This is a genomic window from Microbacterium sp. LjRoot45, assembly GCF_964253325.1.
GTDB lineage: Bacteria > Actinomycetota > Actinomycetes > Actinomycetales > Microbacteriaceae > Microbacterium.
Genome location: NZ_CAXUQM020000001.1, coordinates 2,555,004 through 2,580,066, shown reverse-complemented (window position 1 = coordinate 2,580,066; position 25,063 = coordinate 2,555,004). Strand labels below are relative to the sequence as shown.

General features: G+C 70.8%; 23 protein-coding genes. 14 read left to right on the top strand and 9 right to left on the bottom strand.

The genetic code is table 11. From position 1 onward, the window contains the following. The first annotated feature begins 85 nt into the window (after window positions 1–85). From ACSQ18_RS12300 to ACSQ18_RS12285, 4 genes are all read left to right on the top strand, one after another. Entirely contained in the window at window positions 86–277 is a 192-nt protein-coding gene (locus ACSQ18_RS12300; RefSeq protein ID WP_144806169.1) for a helix-turn-helix domain-containing protein, read from the top strand. Window positions 278–359: 82 nt separating this feature from the next. Next, entirely contained in the window at window positions 360–458 is a 99-nt protein-coding gene (locus ACSQ18_RS12295) for a 30S ribosomal protein bS22 (RefSeq protein WP_003792170.1), read from the top strand. Window positions 459–866: 408 nt separating this feature from the next. Next, a complete protein-coding gene (locus tag ACSQ18_RS12290; protein WP_436038440.1) occupies window positions 867–1,130 on the top strand; it encodes a glutaredoxin family protein in 264 nt (87 codons plus the stop codon). Further along, window positions 1,127–1,429 (top strand): Dabb family protein, encoded by a 303-nt coding sequence (locus ACSQ18_RS12285; RefSeq protein WP_301038020.1) that lies wholly within the window; start codon window positions 1,127–1,129, stop codon window positions 1,427–1,429. The genes ACSQ18_RS12290 and ACSQ18_RS12285 overlap by 4 nt, the downstream gene beginning before the upstream one ends. Window positions 1,430–1,439: 10 nt before the next feature. Here ACSQ18_RS12285 and ACSQ18_RS12280 read toward each other — a convergent pair whose 3' ends face one another. The 6 genes from ACSQ18_RS12280 to aspS all read right to left on the bottom strand — a co-directional run bounded on the left by ACSQ18_RS12280 (window position 1,440) and on the right by aspS (window position 7,203). Beyond that, entirely contained in the window at window positions 1,440–1,619 is a 180-nt protein-coding gene (locus ACSQ18_RS12280) for a YegP family protein (RefSeq protein ID WP_436037680.1), read from the bottom strand. Between the two features lie 95 nt (window positions 1,620–1,714). Further along, window positions 1,715–2,830, bottom strand: coding sequence for an ABC transporter ATP-binding protein (locus ACSQ18_RS12275; RefSeq protein WP_436037678.1), 1,116 nt, complete (start codon window positions 2,828–2,830; stop codon window positions 1,715–1,717). Next, on the bottom strand, window positions 2,827–3,633 hold the full coding sequence (locus tag ACSQ18_RS12270) for an ABC transporter permease (RefSeq protein ID WP_436037676.1): 807 nt from the start codon (window positions 3,631–3,633) through the stop codon (window positions 2,827–2,829). Before ACSQ18_RS12270 ends, ACSQ18_RS12275 begins: the two co-directional genes overlap by 4 nt. After that, window positions 3,630–4,478: an ABC transporter permease gene (locus tag ACSQ18_RS12265; RefSeq protein WP_436038439.1), complete on the bottom strand. Its 849-nt coding sequence runs from the start codon at window positions 4,476–4,478 to the stop codon at window positions 3,630–3,632. Before ACSQ18_RS12265 ends, ACSQ18_RS12270 begins: the two co-directional genes overlap by 4 nt. 74 nt (window positions 4,479–4,552) lie before the next feature. Further along, window positions 4,553–5,701 (bottom strand): ABC transporter substrate-binding protein, encoded by a 1,149-nt coding sequence (locus tag ACSQ18_RS12260; RefSeq protein ID WP_436037675.1) that lies wholly within the window; start codon window positions 5,699–5,701, stop codon window positions 4,553–4,555. Between the two features lie 161 nt (window positions 5,702–5,862). Next, entirely contained in the window at window positions 5,863–7,203 is a 1,341-nt protein-coding gene (gene aspS / locus ACSQ18_RS12255; protein ID WP_436037674.1) for an aspartate--tRNA(Asn) ligase, read from the bottom strand. Between the two features lie 97 nt (window positions 7,204–7,300). On the opposite strand from aspS, the gene ACSQ18_RS12250 reads away from it, so the two are divergent. From ACSQ18_RS12250 to ccsB, 6 genes are all read left to right on the top strand, one after another. After that, window positions 7,301–7,957 carry a DedA family protein gene (locus ACSQ18_RS12250; RefSeq protein ID WP_436037672.1) on the top strand — a complete coding sequence of 219 codons (657 nt, stop codon included), beginning with the start codon at window positions 7,301–7,303 and terminating at the stop codon, window positions 7,955–7,957. A 75-nt stretch (window positions 7,958–8,032) separates the two neighbouring features. Next, the gene (locus tag ACSQ18_RS12245) at window positions 8,033–8,677 is read left to right on the top strand and encodes a histidine phosphatase family protein (RefSeq protein WP_436037671.1); all 645 of its coding nucleotides are present in this window, start codon (window positions 8,033–8,035) and stop codon (window positions 8,675–8,677) included. Beyond that, entirely contained in the window at window positions 8,677–9,285 is a 609-nt protein-coding gene (locus tag ACSQ18_RS12240) for a TlpA family protein disulfide reductase (RefSeq protein WP_436037670.1), read from the top strand. The genes ACSQ18_RS12245 and ACSQ18_RS12240 overlap by 1 nt, the downstream gene beginning before the upstream one ends. Beyond that, window positions 9,282–10,022, top strand: coding sequence for a cytochrome c biogenesis CcdA family protein (locus tag ACSQ18_RS12235; protein ID WP_436037669.1), 741 nt, complete (start codon window positions 9,282–9,284; stop codon window positions 10,020–10,022). The genes ACSQ18_RS12240 and ACSQ18_RS12235 overlap by 4 nt, the downstream gene beginning before the upstream one ends. Continuing rightward, window positions 10,003–11,781 (top strand): cytochrome c biogenesis protein ResB, encoded by a 1,779-nt coding sequence (gene resB, locus ACSQ18_RS12230; protein WP_436037667.1) that lies wholly within the window; start codon window positions 10,003–10,005, stop codon window positions 11,779–11,781. The genes ACSQ18_RS12235 and resB overlap by 20 nt, the downstream gene beginning before the upstream one ends. A gap of 4 nt (window positions 11,782–11,785) precedes the next feature. Next, on the top strand, window positions 11,786–12,826 hold the full coding sequence (gene ccsB / locus ACSQ18_RS12225) for a c-type cytochrome biogenesis protein CcsB (protein ID WP_436037666.1): 1,041 nt from the start codon (window positions 11,786–11,788) through the stop codon (window positions 12,824–12,826). Between the two features lie 192 nt (window positions 12,827–13,018). On the opposite strand, the gene ACSQ18_RS12220 is transcribed toward ccsB, so the two are convergent. Further along, on the bottom strand, window positions 13,019–15,250 hold the full coding sequence (locus ACSQ18_RS12220; protein WP_436037665.1) for a YhgE/Pip family protein: 2,232 nt from the start codon (window positions 15,248–15,250) through the stop codon (window positions 13,019–13,021). Continuing rightward, on the bottom strand, window positions 15,250–18,132 hold the full coding sequence (locus ACSQ18_RS12215) for an MMPL family transporter (protein ID WP_436037663.1): 2,883 nt from the start codon (window positions 18,130–18,132) through the stop codon (window positions 15,250–15,252). Before ACSQ18_RS12215 ends, ACSQ18_RS12220 begins: the two co-directional genes overlap by 1 nt. Before the next feature lie 143 nt (window positions 18,133–18,275). On the opposite strand from ACSQ18_RS12215, the gene ACSQ18_RS12210 reads away from it, so the two are divergent. Further along, complete coding sequence (locus ACSQ18_RS12210; RefSeq protein WP_436037661.1) at window positions 18,276–18,908, top strand: TetR/AcrR family transcriptional regulator; 633 nt, start codon at window positions 18,276–18,278, stop codon at window positions 18,906–18,908. A gap of 16 nt (window positions 18,909–18,924) precedes the next feature. On the opposite strand, the gene ACSQ18_RS12205 is transcribed toward ACSQ18_RS12210, so the two are convergent. Beyond that, entirely contained in the window at window positions 18,925–19,920 is a 996-nt protein-coding gene (locus ACSQ18_RS12205; protein WP_436037660.1) for an o-succinylbenzoate synthase, read from the bottom strand. Window positions 19,921–20,001: 81 nt separating this feature from the next. Here ACSQ18_RS12205 and ACSQ18_RS12200 point away from each other — a divergent pair, with 81 nt between their 5' ends. From ACSQ18_RS12200 to metH, 3 genes are read left to right on the top strand one after another with little or no spacing between them, the layout of a single operon-like run. Then, the gene (locus ACSQ18_RS12200; RefSeq protein ID WP_436037659.1) at window positions 20,002–20,352 is read left to right on the top strand and encodes a PadR family transcriptional regulator; all 351 of its coding nucleotides are present in this window, start codon (window positions 20,002–20,004) and stop codon (window positions 20,350–20,352) included. Between the two features lies 1 nt (window position 20,353). Continuing rightward, window positions 20,354–21,334: a permease prefix domain 1-containing protein gene (locus tag ACSQ18_RS12195; RefSeq protein WP_436037657.1), complete on the top strand. Its 981-nt coding sequence runs from the start codon at window positions 20,354–20,356 to the stop codon at window positions 21,332–21,334. A 53-nt stretch (window positions 21,335–21,387) separates the two neighbouring features. Continuing rightward, window positions 21,388–25,062: a methionine synthase gene (gene metH, locus ACSQ18_RS12190; protein WP_436037656.1), complete on the top strand. Its 3,675-nt coding sequence runs from the start codon at window positions 21,388–21,390 to the stop codon at window positions 25,060–25,062. Window position 25,063 lies beyond the last annotated feature (1 nt).

Sequence of the window (25,063 nt, the reverse complement as noted above, 5' to 3'; positions counted from 1 at the left end):
CCCTCTAGGGTTGAGGCAATCGCACGTCTGGGAACACGTGCGACCACTTGTGCAGCATTGCTGGGATGAAAACTGGGGAGATGGGATGCCGGAGTTGTCTGACGTGCGCTTTCTGACGGTCGCCGAGGTGGCCGACTTGATGCGCGTCTCGAAGATGACCGTGTACCGACTGGTGCACGCCGGCGAGCTGCCCGCGGTCCGATTCGGTCGCAGCTACCGTGTCCCCGAGACGGCCGTGACGGCTGCCCTGCAACGGCCTATCGCCGACGTCGGCTAGACTGACCTGAGGCATTTTTCGACGTGCCTGATCCCGGACGCGAAACGATCGCGTCCAGACCCCTGACGTAGTGAGGTTTTCCGTGGGTTCTGTCATCAAGAAGCGCCGCAAGCGCATGGCGAAGAAGAAGCACCGCAAGCTGCTTCGCAAGACTCGCCACCAGCGCCGCAACAAGAAGTAAGCGGCCGAAACACCGAGCGCCCCGATCCGAACGGATCCGGGCGCTTCGTGTTTTGCGCCAGCGGATCGTGTCCGGCTCTCTGCTGTAGCCGGGGCCATGTCCCACTCTCGGTTGGCCATGTCCCACTTTCGGCTGGGCATGTCCCACTTTCGGCTGGGCATGTCCCACTTTCGGCTGGGCGTGTCCCACTTTCGGCTGTTTGAGAGACTTCGCAGCGACCGAATGTGGGACATGCCTCTTGCCGCACGACCGAATGTGGGACAGGCCACCGCCGCAGCGACCGAAAGTGGGACATGCCGCCACCGCCGCAGCGACCGAAAGTGGGACATGCCTCCACCGCCACAACGACCGAATGTGGGACATGCCGAAGCGCGGCCCGAGGGTCGGGCGATGCGCGAAGATGGGATCGTGACGACCCTCACGATCATCTCCAAGCCCGACTGCCACCTCTGCGATGTGGCGCGCGAGGTCGTGGAGACGGTGGTCGCCGACCTGCCCGACGAGAACGACGTCGAGATCGAGGAGCGATCGATCCTCGATGACCCGGCGCTCTACGCCCAGTGGTGGGAGAAGATCCCCGTGATCCTGCTCGACGGGCGACTCCACGCGCACTGGCGCGTCGCTCCCGACCGCCTGCGCCACGCGCTCACATCCCCCGAGGAGATCCGATGACCCTTCGCCACGTCGTCGCCTGGAAGCTCGCCGCCGAAGACGAGGAGGTGCGCGCCGAGCAGGCGGCCGAGGTCGCCGCTCGACTGCGAAGCCTCGTCGGCGTCGTCCCCTCGATCCGCGAGCTGTCGGCCGGCCCGAACGCCGCCTACGCGCACGCCAATGTCGACGTGGCGGTCGTCATCGACTTCGACGACGTGCAGGGGCTCGACGACTACCAGACCCACCCCGCGCACCAGGAGGTCGCGGCGTACATCCGCAGCGTCGTGGCGGGCCGGATGGCCGTCGACTTCGAGGTGTGAGCCGCGGCTCTCACTCGCGTTCGACGACCTCCGCACCTGGAGCATTCGTGCGGACCGACTCGATGCCGTTGAGAGCGCTCGACTTCGAGGAGTACCCCTCGCTCGAGGCGATGATCTGCCCGTTGGATGCCTTGAGATTGAAGCGCCATTGACCGCCCTTGTCGGTGAACAGCTCGAACTTTCCCGTCATGGTGGGTTCCTTCGATGCGGAGCGGCCCCGTCGCCGCTGCTGGCCACACGTTAGCGAGCCGAACCCGGCGGCACCAGTGGCCCGGCGGTGCGCGGTCAGCCCTCCGGTCGCGGCCGCACGACGACGGGCACCTCGGCGAAGGCCACCCGCACGAGGTCGTCGTACGCGATGCGATCGCCGGCGGCGTGCTGAACGGTGAGGAGGGTGCCGTCGGCGGCGCGCACCAGCGTGCGGCGGAACCCGCCCAAGAACGTGGTTTCCTGAACGGTGGCGGGCACACCGCCCTCGGAGACCAGCCGCACGTTCTCGGGCCGGATGAAGGCGTCGACCGAACCGTCCGCGACGGTCGAAGGCGACGACAGCCGCTGGCCCCACACGTGCACGGCGCCGCCGGCGACGACACCGGGCACGACGCTGGAGACTCCGACGAACGCTGCGACGTACGGGCTGGCCGGGCGCAGGTAGAGGTCTTCCGGACTCCCCACCTGCTCGATCCGCCCCGCGTTCATGACCGCGATGCGATCCGACACGGCGAGCGCCTCCTCCTGGTCGTGGGTCACGAATACGGTCGTGATCCCCAGTCTCAGCTGGATGCGACGGATCTCGTCGCGCAGTTGGACGCGCACCTTGGCATCCAGGGCCGAGAGCGGCTCGTCCAGCAGGAGCACGCGGGGCTCGGTCACGAGGGCGCGTGCGAGCGCCACCCGCTGCTGCTGCCCGCCGGACAGCTGGTGGGGGAAGCGATCGGCGAGGTGGCCGAGGCCGACGAGTTCGAGCGCGTCGGCCGCACGGCGTGCCGCGACGCGCTTCGCCACCCGCCGTCGGCGCAGTCCGAAGGCCACGTTGTCGATCACGCGCAGGTGCGGGAACAGCGAGTACGACTGGAACACCATGCCGATGTCGCGTCGATTCGTCGGGATGCCGGAGACATCGCGCCCGCCGAGGAGCACCGCGCCCCCCGTCGCCGATTCCAGGCCCGACAGCACGCGCAGCGCCGTCGTCTTGCCGCAGCCGGAGGGTCCGAGGAGGGAGACGAACTCGCCGGGGGCGATGTCGAGGGCGAAGTCGTGCAGCACGCGAGTGGTGCCGTAGTCCTTGACGACACCGCGGAACTCGACCCTCGTCCCCTCGCCCGCATCGGCCAGGAGGGCGTTGTCGGACGTGCGCGGCAGCGCACGGGGGGTGACGGCGGCGAGGGGATCGGTGGTCACGGACGGGCCTTTCGGGAACGCACGCGGGCGGCGCGCGAGATGACGAGCAGGAGGAGGAAGACGAAGGCGAGCGAGAGAAGGGTGAACATCGCCGACGCGTAGGGGTCGATCTTGTTCGACACGACGAGGGCCGTCTGGAGCACCTGACGATTGAGCAGCGAGGCGATCGTGAACTCGCCCAGCACGACGGCGACCGAGATGAGCGACGCGGCCAGGAGACCTTGGCGCAGATTCGGCACCAGGACGTGAACGATGACGTCGAAGCCGTTGGCGCCGAGCGATCGTGCCGCTTCGGACAGGGTCTTCACGTCGATGGCGTCGATCGACGCCTTGATCGATCGGTAGGCGAAGGGCAGCACGGTCACGCCGTAGGCGAAGGCGAGGGTCCACGCTCCCGTGCCGAGCGTGCGACCGATCTGCAGGTAGATCGGGGCGAGGCCGACGACGAGGACGATCGCGGGAATCGAGATCGGCAGGAGCGCGAGGAACTCGAAGGGCCGCGCGAGGCGGGGGAATCGCAGTTCGATGAGGATGAGCGTCGGCAGCAGGAGGAGCAGGACGATCGCCACGGTCACGACGGCCAGCACGACCGAGTTGCCGAGCCCGGCCCAGATCGGACCGAGCACCTGCGTATTGGCCGGATCGAAGACCCGCGTCCAGTTGGCGAGCGTCACACCCCCCGACGTGCTGTCGCGGAACGTGTACAGCACCGTGGATGCCAGGGGGATCGCGAAGAGGATGCCGACGACGATCCCGATCACGGCGCGCGTCGTGCGGGACGGAGCGAGGCCGGAGACGCTCATGCCTGCCACCGCGCCGCCCGGCGCTGGATCGCTGCATAGAGGGCCATCACGACGCCGACGACCACGATCATCCCGAGCGCCAGCGCACCCGCCAGGTTCTCCCGCCCGAGCACCGTCTCGCTCGTGAGGGCGGCGCGGATCTGGAGCGGAACGATCTGCGAGCCCTGGCTGGCGAGGGCCGCCGCGGTCGCATACGAGGAGAACGCGTTGGCGAACAGCAGCAGGAAGCTGGCGAGGAACGACGGCGCGAGCACGGGAAGGCCCACGCGCGTCCAGAACGACGCGCGGGTGCCGCCCAGCACGAGGTTCGCCTCCGTCCATTGCGGCTTGAGCGCAGAAAGAGCCGGCAGGAACGTGATCACCATGAGCGGCACCTGGAAGTAGATGTAGGGGAGGATGAGGCCCGGCAGCGAGTACAGCCAGGACCCGGGCTGGAGGTCGACGCCGAAGGAGTCGCGCAGGAACACGGTGACGACGCCCTGCACGCCGATGGTGGCGATGAAGACGAACGCGAGCATCACCCCGCCGAACTGGGCGAGCACGCCGGCGGCGGCGTCGAGCATGCTGCGGACGAGCCCCGTGGGAGGCAGCCCCAGCGCGGCGTAGCAGACGAGCGCTCCGAGCACCGCTCCGACGGCCGCCGTCAGCGCGGAGAGCCACGTCGTGTTGGCGAACGTGGTCAGGATGACGGGGTCGACCAGCGCCGCGACGTTGGCCCATGTGAAGGCGCCGTCGCGGTCGAAGAAGCCGGTCCCGATCGCGAGGGCGGTGGGGAGGGCGAGGAAGAGACCCAGGTAGACGGCGAACGGCACCAGCCCAAGCCACGCCCACGACCGCGTGCGCACCGCGCCCCGAGGAGGAGCGGCCTGCTCCTCCTCGGGGCGGGTGTCCCGCGGCGTCGCCACGAGCGCTGCGGAGGTCACTGGACCGCCGCAGCCCACTTCTCACCGAGCAGCGTGCCGGCGGCGGTGCTCTGTGCTTCGGTGGGGACGACGGTCGTCCCGGGAGCGGCCGGGAGGGCCGCCGCGAGGTCGGCGTCGATCGTGCCGGCGGCGGTCATGGCATCCATGCGGGCCGGGCGGGCGCCGCCCTTCAGCCACAGGTTCTGCACCTCGTCGCTGTAGAGGAACTCCTGCCACAGGCGCGCGGCGGCCGGGTGGGGAGCATCCTTGTTGATGGCCTGGTTGTAGTACGCGGCGTAGCCGGTGCCGTCGAAGACGCGGACCTTCCAGTTCGGGTTGGTCGACGTGTGCGTGGCGTTGAGGTAGTCCCAGTCGAAGACGACGGGGGTCTCGCCGCTGCTGATCGTGCCGGTGGTGACGTCGACCTTCAGCAGGTTGCCCGCCTTCTGGAGCTCACTGAAGAAGTCGATGCCGGGCTGGAAGTCGTCGAGCGTCCCGCCGTTCTGCACGGTCGCCAGCCCGACGGCCGCGAAGGCGGCACCGGCCTGGGTCGGGTCGCCGTTGATGGCGACGGCACCCGCGTAGTCGGCCCCCAGGAGGTCGGAGAGTTCCGCGGGCTCGTCGTAGCGGCTCGAGTCGTAGCCGACCGACATGTACCCGCCGTAGTCGCCGACGAACAGTCCCGACGACTCCTTGAGCGCGTCGGGGATGTCGTCCCACGTGGCGACCTTGTACGGCGCGAACACGTCGGTGTTCTGCAGGGCGACCGTGAGGCCGAGGTCGAAGACGTCGGGCGCCGTATCGAGGCCCTCGTTGGTTTTCGCTGCCTGGATCTCCTCGGCACTCGAGACGTCGGGCGACTGCTCGTTGATCGTGATCTCGGGGTAGCGGTCGGCGAACAGGTCGAGGATCTCGCCGTAGTTCGCCCAGTCGCGCGGCAACGCGATGACGTTGAGCGCGCCCTCCGCCGTGGCGGCGGCCTCGAGGTCTGCCAGGGTGCCGAAGTCGGCGAGGCTCGTGGCGGTCGCCGCGTCCGCGGATGCCGCACCGTCGGTGCCTCCGGCGCCCGGGGTTCCCGCCTCGGCGGCACAGGCGGTGAAGGCGAGGGCCGCGGCCGTCATCAGGGCGAGAGCGACGCCCAGGCGTCGCGTACGGGTATTGCGCATGTGATTCCTCTCGGGTGTCGCACGCGCGCGCCGATCGACGCGCTCGTGCGGGGACGAGAGGAAACTACGGATGCCGGATGACGACTCGGCGGGATGCCGGTGAACCCGCGGTGACGCTCACGGGTCGTGGGCGTGACGCGGCCCCCGGCATCCGGGGTCGGCTACGGCGCGAGACGCGTGGGACCGCGGAAGAGGTAGGTGACTTCGCGGATGGAGTCCTGGCCCAGCAGCAGCATGAGCACGCGCGCGAGGCCCATGCCGAAGCCGCCGTGCGGCGGGGCGCCGTAGCGGAAGAAGTCGAAGTAGAACGCGAGGTGCTCCGGGTCGAGACCCTTCTCGCGCGCCTGCACCTCGAGCACGTCGACGCGGTGCTCGCGCTGCGCGCCGGTCGTGATCTCGACGCCCTTGAACAGGAGGTCGTACGACTTCGTGAGCCCGGTCTCGGGGTCGCGCATGTGGTAGAACGCGCGGATCTCGGGGTGGTAGTCGGTGATGAAGACGAACTGGTGGCCGTAGGTCTCCTCGACGTGCGCGGAGATCTGACGCTCGCCCTCGGGGTCGAGGTCGCCGTCGGTGCGGGGGATCTCATACCCGCGCGCCTTCACGATCTCGCGCGCCTCTGCCAGCGGAATGCGCGGGAAGGGCACCGCGGGCACGACGACGTCGATGTCGAAGAGCTCCTTGATCTCGTCGCCGTGCTTGTCCTTGACCGCCTGGATCGCGGTCTGGAGCAGCTCCTCCTGCATCGCGGCGACGTCTTCGTGGGAGTCGATCCAGCTGATCTCGGCGTCGACCGACGTGAACTCGGTCGCGTGACGGCTCGTGAACGACGGGTCGGCGCGGTACACGTCGCCGATCTCGAAGATCTTGCCGAACCCGGCGGACTGCGCCATCTGCTTGAAGAACTGCGGCGACTGCGCGAGATACGCGGTCTTGTCCTCGAAGTAGGGCACTTCGAACAGTTCGGCGTTGGACTCGGATGCCGAAGCCATGAGCTTGGGCGAGTGGATCTCGATGTAGTCGCGGTCGATCCAGTAGCCGCGCATCGCGTGCTCGAGGGTGGTCTGCACGCGGAAGATCAGGTTGTTGCGACGCTGACGCAGGTCGAGGAAGCGCCAGTCCATGCGCTTGTCGAGTCCGCTGTCGGCGGCGATCGGGGTCTCGGGGAGAGCCGCCGCGGCGATTTCCAGCGCACCGATCTTGATCTCGACCCCGCCGAGCTTGACGCGCTCGTCGTGCTTGAGGTCTCCCGTGACGGTGAGGAACGTGCCGGTGGTGAGTTCGGAGATGAGCGCCGTGAGCGCGAGGGCGCCGGCATCCTGGCTCTCGGCCTCCGGGTCGGGCCGCGTCGCGGGGTTCACGAGCTGCACCGCGCCGGTCTCATCGCGCAGGATGACGAACTGCACCTTCTTCTGATCGCGGACGGTCTCCACCCATCCGGACACCGAGACGGCGCCGTCTTCACGGGAATGCAGCTGGCTGACGAGAACGCGTTCACTCACGATCGACCAGTCTACGGGCCGCGAGCCGCGCCGCTTGCGGGGCGTCTGCTCGGCGTCCGCACAGGTTCCGGAAACGTCCTCCCCGTACCGTCGAAGGATGGCGGTGGCAGCGGACGGTTCCTGGCTCACGACGCTCGTCGACGCCGTCGTGTCGCTGATGGAGGTCATCGGCGCTCCGGGGGCCGGCATCGCGATCGCCGCCGAGAACCTCTTCCCGCCGCTGCCGAGCGAGGTCATCCTCCCGATGGCGGGGCTCGCGGCATCCCGTGGTTCCTTCGGACTCGTCGAGGCGCTGCTGTGGACGACGGCAGGGTCGGTCGTCGGCGCCCTGCTCCTGTACGGCCTCGGCGCATGGCTGGGGCTGCGCCGGCTGCGCGCCGTCGTCGCGCGAGTCCCGCTGCTGCACGTCGAAGACGTCGATCGCACGGTGGCGTGGTTCGCGCGCCACGGCGGCAAGGCGGTGTTCTTCGGGCGCATGATCCCGATCTTCCGAAGCCTCATCTCGATCCCCGCCGGAGTCGTGCGGATGCCGTTGTGGCGCTTCGTGCTGCTGACCCTCGCGGGCTCGGCGGTGTGGAACTCCGTCTTCGTGCTCGCCGGGTTCTTCCTGGGTGAGTCGTGGCACGTCGTGGAGACCTACGCCGACATCCTCCAATACGTCGTGATCGTCGGCGCCGTGGCGGGGGTGACGTGGTTCGTCGTGACCCGCGTGCGCCAGTTGCGCGACCGACGTCCCGACCTCGACGCCGCCTGACTCCTCGACCCGTCGTGGCCGCGGGCGCGTCACCTCCCAGCCCGCCCACAGATCGTGCCGCCGTAGACTGGGGGCGTGCCCGCCGAACGCCTCCACCTCGTGCGCCACGGCGAGGTCCACAACCCGCAGCGCGTGCTGTACGGGCGGCTCCCGAACTTCCGGTTGAGCGACGACGGCCGGCGCATGGCGCAGAGCGCCGCAGAGCATGTCCGCGACCTCGGCCGGCCGATCGCATCGATCACCGCCTCGCCCTTGCAGCGCGCGCAGGAGTCCGCCGAGCCCTTCGCCGACCTGTTCGGACTGCCCGTGGCTACGGACGAGCGCATCATCGAGCCGACGAACGTCTTCGAGGGCCGCCGGATGCGGCAGGCGCTCATGAACCCGATGAACTGGCGCCACCTGCGCGCGCCCGCGATCCCCAGCTGGGGCGAGCCGTACCTCGACGTCGTCGCCCGCATGCTCGCCGCGATGCGCGACGCGTCGGAGGCCGCACCGCTGGTCGACGGCGTCGCGGGCGACGTCGTGCTCGTCTCGCACCAGCTGCCGATCTGGATCACGCACCTCTCGCTGACCGGCGCGCCGCTGCGTCACGACCCGCGTCAGCGCCGGTGCGCGCTGTCGTCGGTCACGACCTTCGAGCGCGACGGCGACGGGTGGCGCGAGATCGCCTATGCCGCGCCGGCCGCCGCCGCCGGCGCCGTCGATGTGGGAGCCGTCTGATGAACTCCACCCCCCGCCGCCTCCTGGCATCCGTCGCCGCCCTCGTGCTGGCCGTCTCGCTCGCCGCCTGCACGAACACCGCCACGGGCATCGCCGGCCAGTACCAGCAGGGCACGAACAAGGGCTACGTGAGCGGCGACGGCAGCGTCCAGGAGATCCCCGCCGACGAGCGTGGCGAGGCGGTCACCTTCACGGGCACGGCCGTCGACGGCTCCACGGTGTCGAGCGCCGACTTCGCGGGAGACGTGCTCGTGCTCAACTTCTGGTACGCCGGGTGCGGGCCGTGCCGGGTGGAGGCGCCGATCCTCGAGTCGGTCGCGGGTGAGACGAAAGATGCCGGTGCGCACTTCCTCGGGGTCAACATCTACGACGGGCCCGAGCAGGCGACGGCTTTCGAGAAGACGTACGGCGTGACCTACCCGTCGCTGCTGGCGCGCGAGGATGCCGATCTGAAGCTCGCGTTCGCCTCGTGGACCCCGCTCAGTGCCGTGCCCATCACCCTCGTCCTCGACGCGGAGGGTCGCGTCGCCGCGCGGTTCATCGGCGCGGTGCAGAGCGAGTCGATCCTCCGGACCGTCGTCGACGACGTGCTGGCGGAGAAGGCGTGAATCCCGGCGAGGTCGTCTTCGACGGCGCCCTGTGGATCGCGATCCCCATCGCGGCGCTCGCGGGGCTCGTCTCCTTCCTCTCCCCGTGCGTGCTCCCGCTCGTGCCCGGGTACCTGGGCTTCCTCGGCGGCGCCACCAGCGCCCGCCCGGCCCGTGAGGGTCGTCGACGCCTCCTCCTCGGCGTCGCGCTGTTCATCCTCGGCTTCACCCTCGTCTTCGTCGCGATGGGGGTGCTCGCCGGCACGCTCGGCCGCTTCTTCCTGCAGTACGGCGACATCCTCACGCGCGTGCTCGGCGTGGTCGTCATCGTCATGGGGCTCGTGTTCGTCGGTGTCTTCGGCGTCGCCCAGCGCACCCTCAAACCGCAGGTGCGTACGGGGCTCGGCCTCGTGGGGGCGCCGCTCCTGGGCATCGCGATGGGCATCGGTTGGGCGCCCTGCATCGGGCCGACCTACACCGCGATCCTCTCCATCTCGCTGACCCAGGCCGATCCGTGGCGCGCCGTCGTGCTCGCCGTGGCGTACTCGCTGGGCCTCGGCATCCCGTTCCTGCTCATCGCGCTCGGAGTCGGCTGGGCGGCGCGCTCGACCGCCTTCTTCCGCCGGCACATCCGTGTCGTCAACATCGTCGGAGGCGTGCTGCTGATCGTGCTGGGACTTCTCATGGTCACGGGTGTGTGGACCGCCGTCATGTCGTCGCTGACGGGGGTGATCGGCAGTGTCCAGCTCCCGCTCTGACGTCAGCGACCCCCTGCGGCCCGATGATCACGCGGACCACGCTGACTCCGCCGACCCCCGCGAAACGATCTCGCAGCCGCGGCTCGGACCCGTCGGGTGGCTGCGCTGGGGCTGGCGGCAGCTGACGAGCATGCGTACGGCGCTCGTGCTGCTCCTGCTCCTCGCGATCGCCGCGGTGCCCGGGTCGATCGTGCCGCAGCGCACCGCCGACCCGAACGGCGTCACCCAGTGGCGCACCGACAATCCCGACCTGTACCCGGTGCTGGACAAGCTGCAGCTCTTCGACGTGTACACGTCGGCGTGGTTCTCGGCGATCTACATCCTGCTGTTCATCTCGCTCATCGGCTGCGTCATCCCGCGTACGCGCCACCACTGGAACGCCATGAAGGCGCGGCCGCCGCGCACGCCCGTGCGCCTATCGCGGCTCGACGACCACGCCGAGGCGACGGTCGCGCTCCCGTCCGGCGCGGACGCCGCGGATGCCGAGGCGGCCGCGGCCGATGCCGTGCAGCTCGCCGAGGCGCAGTTGAAGGCCTCCGGCTACCGCGTGGAACGCTACGACGGGCGCGGCACGGCATCCGTCTCCGCGGAACGCGGGTACCTCCGCGAGACCGGCAACCTCGTCTTCCACGGAGCGCTCGTCGGGGTGCTGCTGTCCGTCGGGATCGGCGGCGGGCTCACCTACACGGGACAGACCGTCATCACCGAGGGCGACAGCTTCGTCAACTCCATCGGGCTCGGGTACACATCGTTCAACCCCGGCCGCTTCGTCGACGTCGAGAACCTGCCGCCCTACGCGCTGACCCTCGACCGCTTCGACGTCACCTACACGGCGCTGGGGGAGGCCGGTCAGGGGCAGGCGGGCGACTTCGCGGCGAACCTCACCGTCACCGAGCCGGGCCAGGCGCCCCGACCGGGCGTCGTGCGCGTCAACCACCCGCTCGAGCTCGCGGGCGATCGCATCTACCTCATGGGCAACGGCTACGCGCCCACCATCACGGTGCGCGATGCGGACGGCGAGATCGTCTTCCGTGAAGACGTCGAGTTCCTGCCGCAGGATGCCAACATGACCTCCCTCGGGGTTGTGAAGGTGCCCGACGGGCTGGCCCAGCAGATGGGGCTCGTCGGCTTCTTCTATCCGAGCGCCGCCGACCTCCACAGCGGGGCGATGACGTCCGCGTTCGGCGACCTGCTCAACCCCGTGCTCACCCTCGACGTCTACGTCGGCGACCTCGGCATCGACGACGGCACGCCGCGCTCCGTCTACGCGCTCGACACGGGCGACATGGAGCAGCTCACGGGACGCACGATCGATGTGGACTCCCTCGAACTCGCCCCCGGCGACACGGTCGACCTGCCGAACGGACTGGGCACGGTCACCTTCGAGGACGCCACCGCCGACGGGGCGCCGGAAGCGGTCAAGCGCTACGTGTCGCTCTCGGTGCACCGTGACGTCGGAGCACCGTTCGTGCTGGTGTTCGCGATCCTCGCGCTCGCCGGCCTCCTCGCGGCCCTGTTCATCCCTCGACGCCGGATGTGGGTGAAGGCGACGCCGGTCGAGGTCGACGGCATCCGTTCCCTGCACCTGGAGTACGCGGGGCTCGCCCGCGGGGAGGACCCGGCGATCGCGGCCGCCGTCGCCGAGTTGGTCCGCCGTCACGGCAGCGCCGTCGACGACCTCCTCGCCTCGTCGCCCGACAAGGCCGGTCCCTCCGCCCCTTCCCCCGCGGACTCGTCCGCCGACCCGAAAGTAGACTGACCGCATGCCCGACACCGGCCTGCAGCTCGAAGACGTCTCGTTCCTCCTGGTCTGGACGGCCGTCGCCATCTACGCGCTCGCGTTCATCGCCTACGCGATCGATCTGGCGCGCCGCAGCGACCTCGCCGTCAAGGCGAAGGATGCCGTGTCCGAGCGGGTGCTCGTCGGCGCGGGCGGCGGCAGCTCGATCGACCGCGTGCGCGCCGAGGAGGCCGCGGCGCTGGCCGACCTGGAGGCGCCGTTCGCGTCGCGGAAGCGGTACCTGTGGGCTCGGATCGGCACGTCGCTGACGGTGCTCGGATTCCTCTTCCACCTCGGCGGCGACGTGCTCCGCGGGATCGCCGCCGGCCGCGTGCCGTGGGCGAACAACTACGAGTTCGCCCTCACCGGCACCCTCCTCATCGTCGCCGTGTACCTCGTCGTGCTGCTGCGCTACGACCTGCGCTTCCTCGGGTCGTTCATCACGGGCCTCATCGTCGTCTTCCTGGGCGGTGCGGCGCTCGCGTTCCACGTCGACGTGACGCCGCTGGCTGACCCCCTCAAGAGCGTGTGGCTCGTGATCCACGTGTTCGTGGCATCCCTCGCCACCGCCTTCCTCGCCCTCGCGTTCGCGCTGTCGGTGCTGCAGCTGCTGCAGGACCGCCGGGAGCGGCGCGCGGTCGTCGCGGCGCGCGAGAGCGACGCCGACGACGCCCCGGCCGGTCGGATGCGCTTCCTGCGCACGATCCCGAGTGCCGACGCGCTCGAGTCGCTCGCCTACCGCTTCGCGATCGTGGGCTTCATCTTCTGGACCTTCACCCTCATCGCGGGCGCCATCTGGGCCAACGACGCGTGGGGTCGCTACTGGGGCTTCGACACGAAGGAAGTCTGGACCTTCGTCATCTGGGTGCTGTACGCCGGCTACATCCACGCACGCGCGACGCGTGGCTGGCGCGGCACCCGCTCAGCGTGGCTGTCGATCGTCGGATTCTCCGCTGTGCTGTTCAACTTCGTGGTGGTCAACATGTTCTTCAAGGGCCTGCACGCCTACAGCGGCCTGAGCTGAGCCGCCCCGCGGCATCCCGCGCTGCTGCCCGGCATCCCGTGCTCGCGTGCCTGACCGTGCGCAAGACTTCGGAGATGTGCCGAATCGCGGAAGCGTGAGTCGGGTTCGCTCCGTCATCGTGCACATTTCCGAAGTTCTGCAACCCCCTGCACCGCCCCTGCACCGAAATCCGGCGCAGGGGGCGGTTGCGGGTCAGGCGGGGGATGCCAGCAGCGCGCGGGCGCTCGTGGTGCGACGCCGGGCCACCGCGACCACGGTCGCGATGAAGCCGAGCGCGGCCCAGACGAGCAATCCGACGACGCCGGCCGCGACGCCGCCAGCGGGGGTGAGTGCGGCGAGCAGGGCGTTGTAGGCGGGCGCGGTCGGCATGAGCCCGGCGACGGATGCCAGCACGCCCGGCACGGTGGAGACGACGCCCGTCGCGACCGCGAGCACTCCGATGAGCGCGGCGATCCAGCGACCGGCTCCGCCGAACACGGCCACGAGCGCCTGATTCACGGCGGCGAAGGCGACTCCCGCGACGACGGCGAGGACGGCGAACACCGACCAGTCGCCCCAGTCGTATCCGGCGGCCAGCTGCACGACGCCCGCGACGAGCAGTCCCTGGAGGGCGCCGATGCCCGCGGCGGGAGCGAGGTTGCGTGCCGCCAGCAGCGCCGACGGCCGGCGCGAGCTGAGCGCATGGCGCGGCACGGCCTGGAGCGCGATGAACGAACCGAGCGAGCCGAACCAGAGAGCCAGCACCGCCAGGAGCGGCACCGCCGACGCGCCGAACAGCGACGTGCCGATGCCCTCGGCGGACACCGGGTTCGCCACGACCGTCGCCAGGTCGGTGGCCTGCTGGTCGGTGTAGGACGGGATGCCGTCGGTCGCCTGCCCCAGCCCGTCGGCGAGCTCGTCGGTGCCGTCGGCCAGCTTCCCGACGCCATCGGCGAGGTCGTCGGCGCCGCTCGCCGCCGCGTCGGCGCCCGACGCGAGGTCGTCGGCTCCGGAGGCGGCCGTGGCGGCGCCGTCGGCGAATGCACCCGCCCCGGCGGAGAGCTGCGCTGCGCCGGAGGACAGCTGCTGCGCCCCGTCGGCGAGGTCGCCGGCGCCGGAGGCGAGCTCGCCCGCGCCCGACGCGAGGTCACCCGCGCCGGCGGCGGTCGCGTCGATGCCGTCACCGATCTGTCCGAGGCCCGTGCCGAGCGTGCGCACCGACTCGGCGATCGTCGTGAGCTGCGCGGCGAGCTCCTCCGGCGCCTCCGCGGCGAACTGGTCGAGACCGCCGGACGTGTACCCGGCGAGGGTCTCGGTGCCTGCGGCGGCCTGCGCCGAGCCGTCGGCGGCGGTCTGGAGCTCGGCGAGCTGGTCGCAGAAGGCGGGGTCGGCGCCCGCGTCGAGGCACTGGTCCGACAGAGCGTCGAGCCCCGATGCCACACCGTCGGCCGCCGTGGCCGCGGTCGCGGCGGTGGTGGAGGTCTGCTGGGCGAGGTCGGTCAGGTCCGTGGGGACGATGCCGTTCTCCCGCAGGTCGTCGGCGCCGCCGTCGACGCCGGCCGCGATCTGCTGCGCCCCGCTCTGCGCGTCGTAGGTGGCGGCCGCCAGCGCGCCCAGGCCGTCACCCAACGCGTCCGCCCCTTCGCCGAGCGCGTCGATGCCTCCCGCCTCCTGGCTCGTGCCGTCGGCGATGCCCGACGCGCCCGAGGCGATGCCTCCCGCGCCGTCGCCGAGTTCGGCCGCACCGGACGACAGGTCCCGGATGCCGGACGCGAACTGTCCGGTGCCGTCGGCGAGCTGCGTGACGCCGTCGGCGAGCGACACGGCACCGTCGGCGGCGCTGCCCGCACCGTCGGCGAGGTCGCCCGCGCCGTCGGCTGCCTCTCCCAGCTTGTCGCCGAGGGTGGTGAAGCCGAGGAAGACGTTCTCGAGGTACGTCTCCGACAGCTGCTGGCCGAGCACGGTGGCGGCGGTCTGTGTGACCTGCGCCGTGATGGCGTCGTCGACGATGAGGCTGTCGGGCGCCGTCGCGACCTGGATCGTCGCCTGCTCGGGGGTGCCGCCGGGGGCCGTGGAGGTCGCCGCCGCCGAGAAGTTCTCGGGAATCGTGATGACGGCGTCGTACGTGCCGTCGGCGAGGCCCTCGCGGGCATCATCGGTGTTGGAGATCGTCCAGTCCAGGTTGCTCTCGAGCTCGTCGGAGCCCTCGACGAGGCCGGCGCTCAGCTGGCGCCCGAGCGGCACGTACTGATCGTCGATCGTGACGGGCTCGTCGTTGTTGACGATCGCGGCCCGCATGCTGTCGAGGCGGTCGACCGGGTTGTAGAGCGCTGCGACGAGGATGCCGCCGATGAGCACGGGCAGCAGCAGCACGCCCACGATCGTCACCCACGTCACGGGGCGGGTGGAGCGGGCGCGCTCCAGGGGGGTGGTCGAGCTGGTCATCACTGCATCACCTGCGTGTCGGAAGAGAGATCGGAGGGAAGGTCGGAGGAGGGGGTGTGCCGGGAGTCGGTGGCGGCATCCCTCCCGGAGAGCGCGAGCGGCGTCACCGAGGGGCGGTGCGCATCGTTGAGGAGGTCGAGGGCGGGTCCGTCGCGTCGCACGGTCGCGACGACCGTGAGCGGCGAGCCCGCGTCGCCGCGGCGCTCGCGCAGGGCGGCGGCGGCATCGCGCAGCAGGGCGGCGGCCTGGTCGCGCTCGCCGCCGGTGAGGAGGTCGAGCCCGTCGATCACGACGAGGCGCGTGCCGCCGGCCAGAGCGCGCCGGAGCTCCCGCAGCGGCTCGGTCGAGCCGTCGAGCAGCGCGACCCCCACGTGAGCGCGGACCCAGGCCGCACGCCCCGGCAGGAGGTGTCCCGCGACCCGCAGCCGGCCCTCGTTCGGAGCCACCCGTCCGGCGACCATGAGCGCGAACGTGCGACCGACCCGGGGATCGGGGTGCGACGCGACGAGCGTGCCGCCGTGGGGCAGGCGGAAGTCGGCATCCGCGAAGACCGTGACGTCCTCGTCGACGGTGGCGCCGTCGGCGCGCACGCCCACGCCCTCGCCCACGAGCGGTGTCGTCGCGGCATCCTCGGGCCACTCGGCCAGCGCGAGCTCGCGTTCGACCGCTTCGCCCTCGATGTCGAAGTGGGGGAGCAGGCGGTCGAGCCAGCGCGGCATCCACCACGCCTTCTCGCCGAGGAGCGCCATGACGGCGGGGACGAGCGTCATGCGCACGATGAAGGCATCGACCGCGATGCCCACGGCCAGGCCCAGCGCAATGGGTTTGATCGACGAATCCCCCTCGGGGACGAACGCCGCGAAGACCGCGAACATGATGACGGCCGCGGCCGTGACGACGCGTGCGGATGCCGTGAAGCCGCTGCGGACGGCGCCGATCGCCGTCGCGCGCTCGCCGCGTCCGTCGCGGGAGCGGTTGGCGTGCACGAAGTCCTCGCGCATGCGCGAGACGAGGAAGACTTCGTAGTCCATCGCGAGGCCGAACAGCACGCCCATGAGGATGATCGGCATGAAGCTGATGACGGGGCCGGTGCGCGTCACGTGCAGCAGGTCGGCGAACCAGCCCCACTCGAAGACGGCGGCGACGACGCCGAACGCGGCGGCGACCGACAGGAGATAGCCGGCGGCGGCCTTGATCGGCACCCAGATGGAACGGAAGACGATCATGAGGAGGACGAGGGAGAGCCCGACGACGAAGAGGCCGAACGGCAGGAGGGCGGCGCCCAGGCGGTCGGAGATGTCGATGCCGACGGCCGTGAAGCCCGTCACCTTCAGGTCCACGCCGTACTCGTCGAGCAGACGGTCGTGCTGGGCCCGGAGGTCGCGCACGAGCTGTGCCGTGGCGGGGTCGTCCGGTGCGGTCTCCGGGACGATCTGGATGAGTCCCGTGTCGGCGGTCTCGTTCGGCGTCGCGAGGGCGACCTCCCGCACGCCGGGAACCTTCTCCACCTCGGCGGCGAGGTCTTCCATGAGCCCGAGCGGATCGGTCGACGTGACGATCGTCCCGGTCATGATGAGCGGCCCGTTCGAGCCGGGGCCGAAGTGCTCCGCCGTCAGGTCGTAGGCCTGGCGGGCTTCGCTGGACTTGGGCTGGACGCCCGCGTTGGGCAGGGCGAGGTGGAGGCTCGCGGCGGGGATCGCGACGATGCCGAGACCGACCACGACGGCGAGGGTGGTGACGATCGGGCGGCGGGTGACGGCGGTGACCCAGCGCTCGGCGAAGCCGCGCCGCGGTCGCGCCGTGCGGCCCCGGCCGCGACGGGCCGCACGGGGGGCGCGGCGGGACCACCCGCGGACGCGTTCCTTCGCGAATCCGAGCAGGGCCGGTGTGAGCGTGAGGGCGACGACGACGGCGATCGCGACGGCCGCCGCCGCGGCGATGCCCATCGTGGTGAGGAAGGGGATGTTGGCGAAGCCGAGTCCGATGAGGGCGATGAGCACCGTGACGCCCGCGAAGACCACCGCCGATCCCGCGGTGCCCGTCGCGCGGGCGGCGGACTCCTCCGGCTCGATCCCGGCGCGCACCTGGTCCTGGTGGCGGGCGACGATGAACAGCGCGTAGTCGATGCCGACGGCGAGCCCCAGCATGAGGGCCAGCATCGGCGTGGTGGAGGAGATCGACGCGAAGGCGCTCGACATGTAGATGAGGGCGATCGCCAGGCCGACCCCGATGAGGGCGCTCGCGAGCGGGAACCAGGCGACGGCGATCGAGCGGAAGGTAACGATGAGGACGAACAGGGCGATGAGCACGCCCACCGCCTCGATGAGCGAGAGCGCGGGGACGGAGGTGGAGAAGAGGTCGCCGCCGATCGCGACCTGCGACCCGGCGGGCATTGCCTCCCGGGTCTGCGCGGCCACGTCGGTGAGTGCCGCCTTCGTCTCGGCGGAGACGTCGGTGGCCTGGCCGTCGAACTGCAGGCGGACGATCGCGGCCTGCCCGTCGTCGGAGACGAGGCCCGTGACCATCTCGTCGAAGGGGTCGGTGACGGCCAGCACGCCGTCGAGGCCCTCGAGGTCGTCGATCGCGTCGCCGATGATGCCCGACACCGGCGCGTCGTCGACCCGGTCGCCCTCGGGGGCGACGATGACGAGCTGCGCGCTCGTGCCGCTGGCCTGCGGGAACGTGCGGTCGAGGAGAGCGATGCCCTCCTGGGCTTCGGTGCCGGGGATCGAGAAGGAGTTGTCGGTGCCCTTGACGAAGCCGGTCGCGATCCCGGCTCCCACGGCGCCGCCGACGACGCCCAGCACGAGGAGCCACGACACGAGCACGCGCCACGGGTGGCGGTACGACCAGCGGCCGAGGGAGTACAGCAGAGTGGACACGAGCGCTCCGGTTCAGATCAGGGACGGATCCGTGAGGACAGTTCGATACAACGCTGTATCCGATACATAGATGTATCGTATGAGGGAGCTCACCCGCAAGGCTGAGGAGTTGGTGTGAACCGGACACGGAGAGGAAGCCCGCGATGACGGATCTCGAGTCGCGCCCGGCATCCCGCCGCCGCGAGCAGACGCGGGCCCGCCTGCTCGACGCGGCGCACGAGGTGTTCGGCGAGGTCGGGATGGATGCCGCGTCGGTCGAGGCCATCTGCGAGCGGGCGGGATTCACCCGCGGAGCGTTCTACTCCAACTTCGAGTCGAAGGACGAGCTGTTCCTCGCACTCATCCGGCAGCTCGCGGAGGCGAAGCTGGAGGAAGTGGCGCTGCGCGTGCGCGAGCTCGACCCCACGGAGCTGCGCGATCCGGGGACCGTGGTCCGGAAGGTCGTCGGCGCGAGTCTCGGCGAGCGCATGGAGCCGCAGCTCGTGAGCGAGATCCGCACGCAGGCGCTGCGCGATCCGCGGCTCGCGGGCGCCTATCTCGCGTGGCGCGATGCGCTCCGGTCACGCGTGGAGGACATCATCGGCCACGTGGTGGATTCCTTCGGGCTGCGCCTGCGGCTCCCGCTGGAGGAGACGGCACAGTTGCTCGTGGACGTCTCCGACGACACGTGCGCACGCGCGACGCTGGAGGGCCGTTCCCAGGCGGAGGTGAACGAGGTGCTCAACCAGCGCCTGGAGCGCCTCGTCGGAGCGCTCGTGGAGCCCCCGGCATCCTGAGTGATGCTCGCGGCGGTCAGGATGCCGCGTCGGCGTCGAGCAGCCGACGGCAGCGGCCCAGGCGCGCGAGCCACCAGTCGTGCCGCTCGGCGGGGGCCGCGTGCCGGTCGAGGAGGGCCGGCGACGCGACGACGCGGCGCACGGGGATCGCACCACCTTCGGGCAGGAGCGGCTCCTCGGTGATGTCGGCGGCGAGGAGTGCGGCGGTGCCGAGCCCGCAGTCGTAGTCGAGCTCGGTCGCGGCGGCCGCCAGCAGCGCCCCCATCGACAGGCCGATGCTCGTGTCGAGGGCGCTCGAGACGACCGCCGGCAGGCCCGTGGCGGCGACGATCTCGAGGGCGCGCCGGATGCCGCCGAGCGGCTGCGCCTTGATCACGAGGAGGTCGGCCGCGCCCGCGCGCGCGACGGCGAGCGGGTCGGATGCCTTCCGCACGCTCTCGTCGGCGGCGATCGGGATGTCCCAGTCGCCGATCCGGCGTCGCAGTTCGGCCAGTTCGGCGACGCTCGCGCAGGGCTGCTCGGCGTACTCGAGGTCGAAGGGGGAGAGGTCGTGGAGTGCGTGCTCGGCCTCGTCGACGTTCCAGGCACCGTTGGCATCGATCCGGATGCGTCCCTCCGGGCCGAGCGCGTCGCGAACGGCCCGCACGCGCGCGACGTCGTCGGCGAGCACCTGGCCGCGCTCGGCCACCTTCACCTTGGCGGTGCGGCATCCGGGGAATCGGGCCAGGACGGCGCCGACGTCGCCGGCGGGCACGGCCGGAACGGTCGCGTTCACGGGGATCGCGGTGCGCCGTGCGGGCGGCTGCCGGTTCCAGCCGAAGTCGATCGCTGCGGCGAGCCACACCGCGGCCTCCGCGTCGTCGTACTCGACAAAGGGGGAGAACTCGCTCCAGCCCTCGGGGCCCTCCAGGAGCAGTGCCTCCCTCGTGTCGAGGCCGCGGAAGCGGGTCGCGAGGGGAAGGCTGACGACGCGCGCCGTCGCGAGGAGGTCGTCGAGGGCGGGGAGGCTCATGGCATCCATCCTGGCCCGGGATGCCGTCCGGTCATGCCGTGTGATTGACGATACTGTGTGACACACACTATAGTGTGACGCATGAATCCAGGAAGCGACGACGGCGCAGACGGACAGGCGATCCACCTGCAGGAGCTGCGTCGCGGCACGGTGGTGCTGGCGTGTCTGCGGTTGCTGGCCGAGCCGGGGTACGGCTACGGCCTCCTCGAAGACCTGCAGGCGCGCGGCTTCGACACCGACGCCAACACGCTCTACCCGCTCCTGCGACGACTCGAGAAGCAGGGCCACCTCACGAGCGAGTGGAACACCGACGAGGCGAGGCCGCGCAAGTTCTACCGCACCTCCGCCGAGGGAACGCTCCTCGCGCGGGCTCTCACCGACGAACTCCGCGCGATCGCCGACGCGATCGACGCCCTCCCGGAAGGGGACTGACATGACCGATTCCCGCACCGAGGCGACGAGCCTCAGCGACCGCTACATCCAGGCGGTCGTCCGCACGATCCCCGAGGCCCAGCGCGACGACGTCGCCGCCGAACTGGGCGCGTCCATCGCCGATCAGCTCGACGCCCGCCTCGCCGCCGGGGAGGCGCTCGAGACCGCCGAGCGCGAGGTGCTGACGGCCCTCGGCGACCCCGACGCGCTCGCGGCGGGCCTCGCCGACCGCCCCCTGCAGCTCATCGGCCCGCGGTACTACCTCGACTGGCTGCGGCTCCTGAAGCTGCTGCTGTGGATCGTCCTGCCGCTCGCGGCCTTCGGCGTCGCGCTCGGCCAGACCCTCGCCGGTGCCACGATCGGGGGCATCGTCGGCACGACGATCGGGACGGCCGTGTCGGTCGTCGTCCACGTGGCCTTCTGGACGACCCTCGTGTTCGCGCTTCTCGAGCGCTCCGACGACGCGCGTCGGACGACGGCGTCCTCCCGGCGTTCCTGGTCGCCCGACGACCTGCCTCACCCCCACGCGGCAGGCACCACGTTCGCCGACATGATCGTCAGCATCGCGTTCCTCATCGTCGGTGCCGCGGCCGTCGTCTGGGATCAGATGGTCGGTCTCGTCTACCTCGACGGGCGGTGGATGCCGTTCCTGTCGCCCGCGCTCGCGCCCTGGTGGCTCGGGGGTCTGCTGCTGCTGATGGCGATCGAGGTCGGCTTCCAGGTCGTCCTCCACGCGCGACGCCGCTGGACGCCGTCGCTGGCGGCGGTCAACGTGGTGCTGAACCTCGCCTTCCTGCTCCCGGCGCTGTGGCTGCTGTCGCAGGACATGCTGCTCAACCCCGAGTTCTGGGAGGCCGTGATCCCGGAACCGGATGCCGACAAGGTCTTCGGCATCCTGTCGATCCTCACCGGGTTCGGCATCGCGGGCATCGCGATCTGGGACAGTATCGACGGCTACCTCAAGGCCCGCCGCTCCCGCTGACTCGCGGCGTCTTCCCGCGCCGGGTGCCCGCGCCCGCGTGGGAGAATCGGCCAGTGACCTCGACCACCCCGCTTCGCCACCCGCTCGACATCGGAGCAGTGGACAGGCCCGCTCGGTCGCAGGCTCTCCTCGACGCGCTCGCCGCGCGCGTCGTCATCGCCGACGGGGCGATGGGAACGATGCTCCAGCGCTACGAGCCGACCCTCGACGACTACCGGCAGCTCGAGGGATGCAACGAGATCCTCAACGTGTCGCGCCCCGACCTCATCGCGCGCATCCACGACGACTACCTCGCCGTCGGAATCGACGCGATCGAGACGAACACCTTCGGGGCGAACTGGTCGAACCTCTCCGACTACGCGATCGACGACCGCATCCACGAGCTCGCCGAAGCGGGCGCCCGCATCGCACGGGAGCGGGTCGAGGCCGCGGAGGCCCGCGACGGGCGGATGCGCTGGGTGCTCGGGTCGATGGGGCCGGGGACGAAGCTCCCCTCGCTCGGGCACACGACCTACGCGCACCTGAAGGAGACGTTCGCCCTCCAGGCCGAGGGTCTCATCGACGGGGGAGCCGACGCGTTCCTCATCGAGACCTCGCAGGACCTCCTGCAGACCAAGGCGGCCGTCAACGGCTGCAAGCAGGCCATCGTCGCCCGCGGCATCCGGCTGCCCATCTTCGTCGAGGTCACGGTGGAGACCACCGGGACGATGCTCATGGGCTCCGAGATCGGCGCGGCGCTCACCGCGCTGGAGCCGCTGGACGTCGACGCGATCGGGCTGAACTGCGCCACGGGCCCCGCCGAGATGAGCGAGCACCTGCGGCACCTGTCGAAGCACTCGCGCGTCACGATCGCGTGCATGCCCAACGCGGGCCTCCCGGTGCTCACGGCCGACGGTGCGCACTACCCGCTGACGCCCGCCGAGCTCGCCACGGCGCACGAGCAGTTCGTGCGGGAGTTCGGCATCGGACTCGTCGGAGGATGCTGCGGCACGACCCCCGAGCACCTCGCCGCCGTCGTCGAGCGCCTCGCGCCGCCGCGTGAGACCGGCGGCTCCGTCGATCGCGCCCCGCGGGACGACACGCGTCGCACGGTCACGATCGAACCCGGCGTGGCATCCCTGTACCAGCACGTGCCGTTCCAGCAGGACGCGTCATACCTCGCGATCGGCGAGCGCACCAACGCGAACGGGTCGAAGGCCTTCCGCGAGGCGATGCTCGAGGGGCGCTGGGACGACTGCGTCGAGATCGCCCGCAACCAGATCCGCGTCGGCGCGCACCTCCTCGACGTGTGCGTCGACTACGTGGGCCGTGACGGCGTCGCCGACGTCCGCGAGGTCGTGTCGCGCTTCGCGTCGGCATCCACCCTGCCGCTGGTCATCGACTCGACCGAGCCGGCCGTGATCGCGGCGGGCCTGGAACTCATCGGCGGCCGTCCCGTCGTCAACTCCGTCAACTACGAGGACGGCGACGGTTCCTCGTCGCGTTTCGGCCGGATCATGCCGCTCGTGAAGGAGCACGGCACCGCGGTCATCGCCCTCACGATCGACGAGCAGGGTCAGGCGCGGACGGCGGACGACAAGCTCCGGATCGCCTCACGCCTCGTCGACGCGCTCGTCGGCGAGTGGGGCATGCGGGTCGAGGACATCATCGTGGACTGCCTCACCTTCCCCATCGCGACGGGGCAGGAGGAGACGCGCCGCGACGCGATCGAGACGATCGAGGCCATCCGGCGCCTCGTCGCGAAATACCCCGGCATCCACACGACGCTCGGCGTCTCCAACGTGTCGTTCGGCCTGAACCCGGCGGCTCGCTCCGTGCTCAACTCGGTGTTCCTCCACGAGGCGACGCAGGCGGGCCTGAACTCGGGGATCATCGACGCCGCCAAGATCGTCCCGCTCGCCTCGATTCCCGACGACCGCCGCCAGGTGGCGCTCGACCTCGTGTGGGACCGCCGTCGGTACGACGACGAGGGCAACCTCGTCTACGACCCCCTCGCGGTCATGCTCGACATGTTCGCCGGCGTGGACACCGCCGCGCTGCGCGACCAGCGTGCCGCCGAGCTCGCCGCCCTTCCCGTGGGCGAGCGGCTGCAGCGACGCATCATCGACGGCGAGCTGAAGGGGCTGGAGGCCGACCTCGACCTTGCCCGCGCCGGCAGCCCCGACACCCCCGCGCTCGCGCCGCTCCAGATCATCAACGACCACCTCCTGGAGGGGATGAAGGTCGTCGGCGAGCGTTTCGGCTCGGGGCAGATGCAGCTACCGTTCGTGCTGCAGTCCGCCGAGGTCATGAAGACGGCCGTCGCGCTGCTCGAACCCCACATGGAGAAGACGTCCGCGTCGGGGAAGGGGCGGATCGTGCTGGCGACGGTGCGCGGCGATGTGCACGACATCGGGAAGAACCTCGTCGACATCATCCTCACCAACAACGGGTACGACGTCGTCAATCTGGGCATCAAGCAGCCGATCGCCGACATCATCGCGGCGGCCGAAGAGCATGACGCCGACGTCATCGGCATGTCGGGCCTGCTCGTGAAGTCGACGGTCGTCATGAAGGAGAACCTCGAGGAACTCCAGTCCCGGGGCCTCGCGGGGCGCTGGCCGGTGCTGCTGGGCGGTGCGGCCCTCACCCGCGCGTACGTCGAGGACGACCTCGCGGGCCTCTTCGACGGCGAGGTGCGCTACGCGAAGGACGCGTTCGAGGGCCTCGCCCTCATGGAGCCTCTCGTGCGCGTCGCGCGGGGGGAGTCCCCGGATGCCGTCGGCCTCCCGCCGCTCAAGAAGCGCATCCATCGCGAGGGCTCGCTCCTCACCCTCACCGAGCCGGAGGCGATGCCGGCGCGGTCGGACGTGGCATCCGACAACGCCGTGCCCGCGCCGCCGTTCTGGGGGACGCGGATCGTGCGGGGTGTCGCCCTCGCCGACTACGCCGCGTTCCTCGACGAGCGCGCGACCTTCATGGGGCAGTGGGGGCTCAAGCCCGGCCGCGGCGACGACGGACTGTCCTATGAGCAGCTCGTGGAGACCGAGGGGCGCCCGCGGCTGCGGTACTGGCTCGACCGCATCCTCGGCGAGGGGATGCTCGATGCCTCGGTCGCCTACGGCTACTTCCCCGTGGTCTCGGAGGGCGACGACCTCGTCGTGCTGCACCACGGCGACGATCCGCGCGGGCTCGTGGGGCCGGCCGGGCTCCTCGCGCCCGACGGAGGTTCGGGTGGTCCCGTCGGCACCGATCGGCTGCGGTTCTCGTTCCCGCGCCAGCGCCGCGATCGGCACCTGTGCCTGGCCGACTTCGTGCGCGCGCGCGAGTCCGGCGTCGTCGACGTGCTGCCGGTGCAGCTGGTCACGGCGGGTGCCCGCATCGACCAGGTCACCGCGAAGCTGTTCGCCGAGGACCGGTACCGCGACTACTACGAGCTCAACGGCCTCGTGATGCAGCTGACCGAGGCGCTCGCCGAGTTCTGGCACGCCCGCATCCGCGCCGAGCTGGGATTCGCCGCGGAAGACCCGGCCGACACGGCGGGACTGTTCAAGCTCGACTACCGCGGCGCGCGGTTCTCCCTCGGCTACCCGGCGTGCCCCGACATGGAGGACCGCCGGAAGGTGGTCGAGCTGCTGCGGCCCGAGCGGATGGGCGTCGAGCTGAGCGAAGAGCTGCAGCTGCACCCCGAGCAGTCGACCGACGCGTTCGTCTTCCACCACCCCGAGGCGAAGTACTTCTCCGTCTGAG

Excerpts from the sequence above, each read along its gene's own strand:
- ACSQ18_RS12195 (WP_436037657.1), top strand. The coding sequence starts at position 20,354 with ATGACCGATTCCCGCACCGAGGCGACGAGCCTCAGCGACCGCTACATC.
- ACSQ18_RS12280 (WP_436037680.1), bottom strand. The coding sequence starts at position 1,619 with ATGACGGGAAAGTTCGAGCTGTTCACCGACAAGGGCGGTCAATGGCGC.
- ACSQ18_RS12240 (WP_436037670.1), top strand. The coding sequence starts at position 8,677 with ATGAACTCCACCCCCCGCCGCCTCCTGGCATCCGTCGCCGCCCTCGTG.
- ACSQ18_RS12205 (WP_436037660.1), bottom strand. The coding sequence starts at position 19,920 with ATGAGCCTCCCCGCCCTCGACGACCTCCTCGCGACGGCGCGCGTCGTC.
- ACSQ18_RS12250 (WP_436037672.1), top strand. The coding sequence starts at position 7,301 with ATGGCGGTGGCAGCGGACGGTTCCTGGCTCACGACGCTCGTCGACGCC.
- ACSQ18_RS12260 (WP_436037675.1), bottom strand. The coding sequence starts at position 5,701 with ATGCGCAATACCCGTACGCGACGCCTGGGCGTCGCTCTCGCCCTGATG.
- ACSQ18_RS12300 (WP_144806169.1), top strand. The coding sequence starts at position 86 with ATGCCGGAGTTGTCTGACGTGCGCTTTCTGACGGTCGCCGAGGTGGCC.
- ccsB (WP_436037666.1), top strand. The coding sequence starts at position 11,786 with ATGCCCGACACCGGCCTGCAGCTCGAAGACGTCTCGTTCCTCCTGGTC.
- ACSQ18_RS12220 (WP_436037665.1), bottom strand. The coding sequence starts at position 15,250 with ATGACCAGCTCGACCACCCCCCTGGAGCGCGCCCGCTCCACCCGCCCC.
- ACSQ18_RS12200 (WP_436037659.1), top strand. The coding sequence starts at position 20,002 with ATGAATCCAGGAAGCGACGACGGCGCAGACGGACAGGCGATCCACCTG.
- ACSQ18_RS12285 (WP_301038020.1), top strand. The coding sequence starts at position 1,127 with ATGACCCTTCGCCACGTCGTCGCCTGGAAGCTCGCCGCCGAAGACGAG.
- ACSQ18_RS12210 (WP_436037661.1), top strand. The coding sequence starts at position 18,276 with ATGACGGATCTCGAGTCGCGCCCGGCATCCCGCCGCCGCGAGCAGACG.
- ACSQ18_RS12270 (WP_436037676.1), bottom strand. The coding sequence starts at position 3,633 with ATGAGCGTCTCCGGCCTCGCTCCGTCCCGCACGACGCGCGCCGTGATC.